This is a genomic window from Hyphomonas sp., from assembly GCF_037969335.1.
Lineage (GTDB): Bacteria > Pseudomonadota > Alphaproteobacteria > Caulobacterales > Hyphomonadaceae > Hyphomonas.
Map to the genome: position 1 here is coordinate 1 of NZ_JBBKXE010000098.1, position 6,846 is coordinate 6,846.

Sequence of the window (6,846 nt, forward strand, 5' to 3'; positions counted from 1 at the left end):
GTCCGGCGATGTGGCCAGGCAACAATCCGCTATACGATGTCGTGGGGTCCGGGCTGACGAGATGAATGTCCAGTCCGGCAGGTTTGTGCCGGGCAAGATGCCTCAGCGCCACGACGTGCGTGTGTCCTCCTCCGATCAGGAGGACGCGGGTCATGCGTTGGCTGCCGGCGACGACCACCAGGACTGGATCGCGGCGGCGATGGCGTGGCTCGGGTCACTGGCGGCCGCGGGGGCTCGGAAGGCGACGACGGCGGAGCCTTCGAGCGCGCTTTCGTCATTGACGTCGACCGGCCATCTGGCGCCGGCGATGATGCAGTCGTCCAGGCCGGACAGGTATTCACCAAACTCTGCTTCGCGGCCGTCCCGGAAGAGCGGCAGCCAGAGGATCAGGATCCCTTGCGGCCAGCGCTTCAGCGCACGGGGCGTCCAGAGGGCAAGCGCGTCGATGTCGCGGCTGGTCTCATAGCTCGGGTCGACAAAGCAGACCATCTGCTCGCCGCCCCGGGGCGACAGTTTCAGCGCGCCCGAATAGCCATCGGAATGCTTGACCTGGACGCGGGGGTCATGGCCGACGGCTTTTTCCAATGCGGCGTATTCTGCGGGATGCTTTTCAAAGAACACCATGCGGGCTGTTGGCGGCAACAGCTGAAGCGCGAGGTCGGGCGAGCCCGGATAGTTTGTCATGCCGCAGGCTTCGACATGCGACACCCAGGGCTTCAGGGCGCGGGGCGGCTTGCCACGGTGCAACGCCAGGATGCCGGTTTCCGCTTCGCCACCCTTGCGGGCCTGTTCGCCGGTCAGGTCATAGTGTCCGCGTCCGGAATGCGTTTCGACATAGAGGACCGGCTTTCCGGCCGTCGCGATGTGTCCGAGCAATGTGTGAAGGACGGCGTGCTTGAGCACGTCGGCGCGGTTTCCTGCGTGATAGCCATGTTGGTAGGAAAGCATGGAGGGGTCTTTCTGGCGTCAGAATGAAATAGTCCCGAACGACCGTCAGGGCCATCCGGGACTAAGACGTTTGGTCGGTCGCGTCTATTCGGACGCGAGCGATTCCTTGCGGGCGGCCTCGAACTCGTTGCCCGGATACCAGGTTGGCCAGTCGGCAGAGTCGGCGATGCCTTCACCGACGGCATAGAGCGCCTGGATGTCTTCGGTGAAGCCGGAGAGGTCCCAATCGTCGGAATACTCGTCCATCGGCTTGTGGTAGCGCTCGGCCGTATAGGCCGCCGCTGCGGCCTTGCCAGCAGCAACGCCGCCTTCAAGCTTGTCTTCACCACCGTCGGCATAGAGCATCGGTACGCCGCGCTTGGCGAGCGAGATATGGTCCGACCGGTAGAAGTATCCGGCTTCAGGCTTGCCGTCCGGCGTAATGACGCGGTCATTTGCTTTCAGGATCGCCGCGAGGCGGTCCTCAAGCTCGGATGCGCCATAACCAATCACAACCATGTTGTGCGTGCGGCCTAGGGGCAGTGCGCCGTCCATGTTCACGCCAGCGACGATCTGGTTGAGCGGCACTGTCGGGTGCTCGGCGAAATATTCGGAGCCGAGCAAGCCGGACTCCTCAAGCGTCACCGAGACGAACAACAGCGAACGATCATGCGGCGCGGCAGCGAAAGCCTCTGCCATCTCGAGCAGAGCCGAAGCGCCCGTTGCGTTGTCGACAGCACCATTGAAGATCTGGTCGTCGTAGAAGTCTTCGCCCGGGGCGCCGGTTTTCTGGCCGGTTTTCTTGCCGAGGTGATCCCAGTGCGCCGTGTAGAGCACATACTCATCTGGTGTGGTCGCGCCCGGAAGGACACCGATCACGTTACGGCTGTCGAGATTTTCGATCATTTGCACGATTTCTCCGGTCGCCTTGACGCCGGTCAGCGGGACCGGTTGGAAGCCGGGCGTTTTTGCGGCGGTTTTCAGCGCCTCAAAATCCTTGCCGGCGGAGGTGACGAGCTTTTCGGCCATGGCACGGCTGACCCAGCCTTCCATCAGGGCGCGGTCGGCGCCGCCATCGGCGCGAACGAGATCCGACTGTGCGCCGGACCAGGAGTTTTTCACGACGTCCCAGCCATAAGAGGCTGGTTCTGTTTCATGCACGATGATTGCGGCGGCGGCACCCTGGCGGGCAGCCTCTTCGAACTTGTACGTCCAGCGACCGTAATAGGTCATGGACTTGCCCTTGAAGAGGTCCGGATTGCCGGTGGCAAAACCGGGGTCGTTCACGAGGATGACCACTGTCTTGCCGGTGACGTCCTGGCCGGCATAATCGTTCCAGTCATATTCCGGCGCGACAACGCCGTAGCCGACGAAGACGACATCGGACGGGGCGAACGAAATTGTCGTGGAATCCTGGTGTTTGGTCCAGATGACCGAATCTTCCTTCAGGACGGTCGGCATTTCCGTGCCGTCCGGAGCCGTGAAAGTGAGGAAGGATTGCGTCGGGTCGATGGTCTGGTTGACCATTGCGACCTTCTGGAAATAGGTGCCATCGTCGCCACCGGGCTGGAGGCCGATGCGCGCCATTTCGGCGCCGATCCAGGCGGCAGCTGATTCGCCAATCGGCGTGCCGGGTCCCCGACCTTCGAACGTGTCGTCGGCCAGCGTTTTTATACGTACGGCCAGATCGCCCGCATTGATATCGGCTGTTGTGTCGGTAGGCAGCGGAATGAGCAGTGTCTCAGCGGGGGGTGTTTCGGCGACAGGCGCTTCAACAGGTGCTTCCTGCTTCGGGCCGCCGCATGCGGCGAGCGCAATGAACGACACAGCGAGTGCGAGATGTTTCATGGATGTCTGCCCCTCCAATGGGCGTCTTGTAGGATTTGGAACAGGGTCTGGCATGGCGAGCGTTTGGCTTCAAGACTCAGCCGATTTACGACGCCCAGCAAAAAGGCGGGCTCCATCGCTGTAACCCGCCTTCAATCGTCTTGTCGTTTATCAGATGCTATTCAGCAGCTTGTTCGGCAGCAGCTTCAGCTTCTTCGGCTGCTTCTTCAGCCACTTCTTCCGCTGCATCAGCAGCGACATCGGTTGCGACTGCTGCAGCATCGGCAGCAGCTTCAGCGGCGTCTTCTGCAACGTCAGCAGCTTCTGCAGCGACGGTTGCGTCTTCGGTGACTTCAGCGACTTCAGCCGCGACAGCGGCTTCAACAGCAGCCTCTTCAGCCACTGCAGCGGCAGGGGCAGCTTCTTCGGCGACGTCAGCTGCGTCAGCAGCCACGTCTGCGGAAACGTCTGCCGCAGCGGCGTCGAGGCTGGCAGCGGTTTCGGATTCGGCAACGGTTGGTGTTGCGCACGCGGCAAGCATAGCCATTGATGCAACGGCACCGGCGATAAGTTTGATGTTCATGGATTCACCCTCTCTGAGACTTTATTGTCTTGTGTATGACGAACGCCCTTCCCGGAATTCGCCTGACGCGGGCGTCTCAATCAAATGCGGCGATTTCAGGGCAGGGGGATCCATTCCGCCTCGTCACCCGGAACCAGTGGAAATCGGTCTGTTCCGTGTGATTGCGTGGATTCGATCCAGTCCTGCTTCGCCTGCTCGATCTGGCCCGCATCGGATGCAACAAAATTCCAGTCAATTTTTCGGGGCCCATCCATCGGTGCGCCGCCGCAAACCACGGCTTTCGTGCCCGGCAGGAACTCCACCAGAATGTCATTGCCCGGCGTGAGGACGAGCATGACGCCTTCTTCGACAAGCGCGCCATCGACGCGGACGCCGCCTGACACCAGATAGAGCGCACGCTCCTCCGCGAGATTTGCAGGCAGTGTCAGGCTGGCGCCATCTGGCGTTTCGATCGCGACATAGAGAATCGGCCACGGGAATTCGACTGGCGAGTGGTGGCCCCAGGCTTCTCCCGCAAGGACCCGGATGTCAGCACCGTTCTCCTTGAACACGGGCAGCGTTTCGGCGGCGTGATGGACGAAAGACGGCGCCATTGCCTCGTGGCTGGCTGGCAGGGCGACCCAGGTCTGCAGGCCGTGCATGCTCTGGCCGGCGTCGCGCTCGGGTATCGGTGTGCGTTCGGAATGGACGATGCCGTGGCCGGCGGTCATCCAGTTCACGGCGCCCGGGCGGATGACAAGGTCGGTACCCAGGCTGTCCTGATGGCGGATCGCGCCGTCGAACAGGTAGGTGACTGTGGCGAGGCCGATATGAGGGTGCGGACGCACGTCAAACCCGTCGCCCGGCGCGTACGCCACCGGACCGAAATGGTCGAAGAAGATGAAAGGCCCGACCATCTTGTGCGCGTGGTGTGGCAGCACACGCCGGACCCGGAAACCACCACCAAGATCGCGTGCACGCGGCTCTATCTTCCTGACAATTTCGTTAGCCATGGGACCAAAGCCTTTCCTGCGCTGCATCCATGCTCAAATATGGCCACATGACGGACAATCTCAAATCATATCTTGATCAGATCCGGGCGTGCCGACTGTGTGAGCATGAGATGCGCCGTGCGCCGAACCCTGTGCTGCAGGTGAGTGGCAGCGCGAGAATACTGGTAGCCGGACAAGCCCCGGGAAACCTGGCGGACGTGACGGGCACACCGTTCAACGATCCGTCGGGTGTTCGCTTGCGCGATTGGATGGGAGTGACCGAGGCCGAGTTTTACGATTCGTCGCGCGTCGCCATCGTACCGATGGGGTTCTGCTTTCCGGGCAATGATGAAAAGGGCGGCGACCTGCCGCCGATGAAGCGCTGTGCGGAAACGTGGCGGGCAGGCCTGCTTGCGCAATTGCCGGACCTCAAGGTGAGCATTCTTGTCGGAGGCTATGCGCAAAAATGGCATCTCGGCAAACGGGCCGGGACGTCGCTGACGGAAACGGTCCGGAACTGGAAGGCCTTTACGAGTGAGCGTATGATCACTATACCGCACCCCAGTTGGAGAAACACTGCATGGCTAAAGCGAAATCCCTGGTTCGATGCCGACGTGCTGCCGGAACTACGGCGCGCCGTGCGGGATGCCTTGGACTCCTGACGCTCCTGATCGCGGCTTTCGCGGTTGCCAGTTGCACCCATCCCTTAACCCAGGGGGCCTTCCTGATGTCAGCACCGGACACGCCGCGCTTCGATCCCGAAAATCATGTGTTCGTCGCTGACGACGGCGCGAGACTGGGCCTCACGGTCTGGCCAGCCCAGGGTGTCGAGACTCCCGAACTTGTTGTTGTCGGCGTCCACGGCATGAACGATTATGCGAACGCCTTCCATATGGCAGCGCCTTACTGGGCAGAGAATGGCGTGACGACTTATGCCTATGACCAGCGCGGGTTTGGCCGGTCGCCGGGCCGCGGAATATGGCCCGAAGAGGAATTGATGCGCGAGGACCTGCGCACGGCCGTGAGGATCGCGCGGGCAAGGCATCCCAGGGCAGTGATAACCGTGGTGGGCATATCGATGGGTGGGTCTGTCGCCATGAGCGCGTTTGGATCGGACCGGCCCCCGGCAGCCGACAGGCTGATCGCGTCCGGGCCCGGCCTGCGAGGATGGGGCGCGATGAACCCTGTTTACAAGGCGAGCCTATGGGCCTCAACACACACGCGCCCGGGCTGGATCGTGAAGCCGCCTCGCCGACTGGTGAAGATCGAGCCATCAGACAATGTCGAAATGCTGCAGCGGACATGGTCTGACCCGCTGATGATGCCCTTCAACCGGATCGACCAGGTGTATGGCGTCGTCAGCCTGATGGAGACAGCCCACATGCGGGCCGGGCGACTGCCGGCCGGCTTGCCGACCTTGCTGTCATATGGCGCAAACGACTTCGTTATACCGCCTGCGGGCGTGAAACGGACAACGAAAAGCCTGCCGGACGGCGTTCGAACCGTGTACTATCCGAACGGCTATCATATGCTCTTGCGAGACCTGCAGGCCGAATCCGTACAAGCTGACTATCTCGCGTTCATGAGGGACCCGTCATCGCCCTTGCCAAGTGGCGGGTTGGAATGGCCGTGGCGCTGAAGCGCGCATTCCACAGCCCAAACCCCCTTGCGGTCAGTCACGCGTGGACAAATATAGGTCATTCTGCCAGTTCTGGCGGAATAGAGATTCCTGACAGCCAGCCCTGAGGCCTGATTTCATGACGAGTTCGTACCAGACTGCCCTCAACCTTGTTCCCATGGTGGTGGAACAGACCAGCCGGGGGGAGCGGGCGTTTGATATCTTTTCGCGCCTTCTGAAAGAGCGAATCATTTTCGTCACGGGCGGAATTGACGACAGCATGGCCGCACTGATTACGTCGCAGCTGCTGTTTCTTGAGTCCGAGAACCCGAAAAAAGACATCGCGATGTATATTAACAGCCCCGGTGGCTACGTTACGTCGGGCCTCGCGATCTACGATACGATGCAATATATTCGCTGCCCGATTTCGACCGTCTGCTTCGGCCAGGCGGCCAGCATGGGCTCGCTTCTGCTGGCTGCGGGCGAGCATGACATGCGCACGTGCCTGCCCAATGCCCGTGTGATGCTGCACCAGCCATCGGGCGGATACTCAGGCGTTGCTACAGATATCGAGCGCCACGCGCAGGATATTATCGACCTGAAACGGCGTCTCAACAATATCTACGTCAAGCATACCGGTCAGGAATATGACGTGATCGAGCGTAAACTCGACCGGGATACGTTCCTGACGGCGGAAGAGGCTGTCGAGTTCGGCATTGTCGACAAGGTGTTTGAGCGCCGCGACACCGAGGACGAAAAATAGGCGGCGACGCTCCCCATCAATTGCGGCCCGCCTCTTGCAGGGTGGGCCATGACCCTTATTGTCATATTAAGAAACCGGGTGAGGGCGCTTAAAGGCCCCGTTAAACCTTACCCGGCATTGAGGACGGCATGACCAAGCAAAACGGCTCAGGCGATTC

Annotated in this window: 7 protein-coding genes; 3 read left to right on the forward strand and 4 right to left on the reverse strand. The window is 61.1% G+C overall.

Annotated features, from left to right (window positions below; genetic code table 11):
- Positions 1-150: 150 nt before the first annotated feature.
- From rlmJ to AADA04_RS07865, 4 genes are all read right to left on the reverse strand, one after another.
- Positions 151-948 carry a 23S rRNA (adenine(2030)-N(6))-methyltransferase RlmJ gene (gene rlmJ / locus AADA04_RS07850; protein ID WP_340692703.1) on the reverse strand — a complete coding sequence of 266 codons (798 nt, stop codon included), beginning with the start codon at positions 946-948 and terminating at the stop codon, positions 151-153.
- Positions 949-1,032: 84 nt separating this feature from the next.
- Entirely contained in the window at positions 1,033-2,775 is a 1,743-nt protein-coding gene (locus tag AADA04_RS07855; protein ID WP_340692704.1) for a M28 family metallopeptidase, read from the reverse strand.
- 157 nt (positions 2,776-2,932) lie between these two features.
- Complete coding sequence (locus AADA04_RS07860) at positions 2,933-3,337, reverse strand: hypothetical protein (protein WP_340692705.1); 405 nt, start codon at positions 3,335-3,337, stop codon at positions 2,933-2,935.
- 95 nt (positions 3,338-3,432) lie between these two features.
- Positions 3,433-4,329, reverse strand: coding sequence for a pirin family protein (locus tag AADA04_RS07865; RefSeq protein ID WP_340692706.1), 897 nt, complete (start codon positions 4,327-4,329; stop codon positions 3,433-3,435).
- A 47-nt stretch (positions 4,330-4,376) separates the two neighbouring features.
- Between AADA04_RS07865 and AADA04_RS07870 the strand changes: the two genes are divergently transcribed.
- From AADA04_RS07870 to AADA04_RS07880, 3 genes are all read left to right on the forward strand, one after another.
- Entirely contained in the window at positions 4,377-4,970 is a 594-nt protein-coding gene (locus AADA04_RS07870; RefSeq protein WP_340692707.1) for a uracil-DNA glycosylase family protein, read from the forward strand.
- 65 nt (positions 4,971-5,035) lie between these two features.
- On the forward strand, positions 5,036-5,947 hold the full coding sequence (locus tag AADA04_RS07875) for an alpha/beta fold hydrolase (protein ID WP_340692708.1): 912 nt from the start codon (positions 5,036-5,038) through the stop codon (positions 5,945-5,947).
- Between the two features lie 118 nt (positions 5,948-6,065).
- A complete protein-coding gene (locus AADA04_RS07880; protein ID WP_340692709.1) occupies positions 6,066-6,689 on the forward strand; it encodes an ATP-dependent Clp protease proteolytic subunit in 624 nt (207 codons plus the stop codon).
- Positions 6,690-6,846 lie beyond the last annotated feature (157 nt).

Excerpts from the sequence above, each read along its gene's own strand:
- AADA04_RS07860 (WP_340692705.1), bottom strand. The coding sequence starts at position 3,337 with ATGAACATCAAACTTATCGCCGGTGCCGTTGCATCAATGGCTATGCTT.
- AADA04_RS07875 (WP_340692708.1), top strand. The coding sequence starts at position 5,036 with ATGTCAGCACCGGACACGCCGCGCTTCGATCCCGAAAATCATGTGTTC.
- AADA04_RS07870 (WP_340692707.1), top strand. The coding sequence starts at position 4,377 with ATGACGGACAATCTCAAATCATATCTTGATCAGATCCGGGCGTGCCGA.
- rlmJ (WP_340692703.1), bottom strand. The coding sequence starts at position 948 with ATGCTTTCCTACCAACATGGCTATCACGCAGGAAACCGCGCCGACGTG.
- AADA04_RS07855 (WP_340692704.1), bottom strand. The coding sequence starts at position 2,775 with ATGAAACATCTCGCACTCGCTGTGTCGTTCATTGCGCTCGCCGCATGC.
- AADA04_RS07865 (WP_340692706.1), bottom strand. The coding sequence starts at position 4,329 with ATGGCTAACGAAATTGTCAGGAAGATAGAGCCGCGTGCACGCGATCTT.
- AADA04_RS07880 (WP_340692709.1), top strand. The coding sequence starts at position 6,066 with ATGACGAGTTCGTACCAGACTGCCCTCAACCTTGTTCCCATGGTGGTG.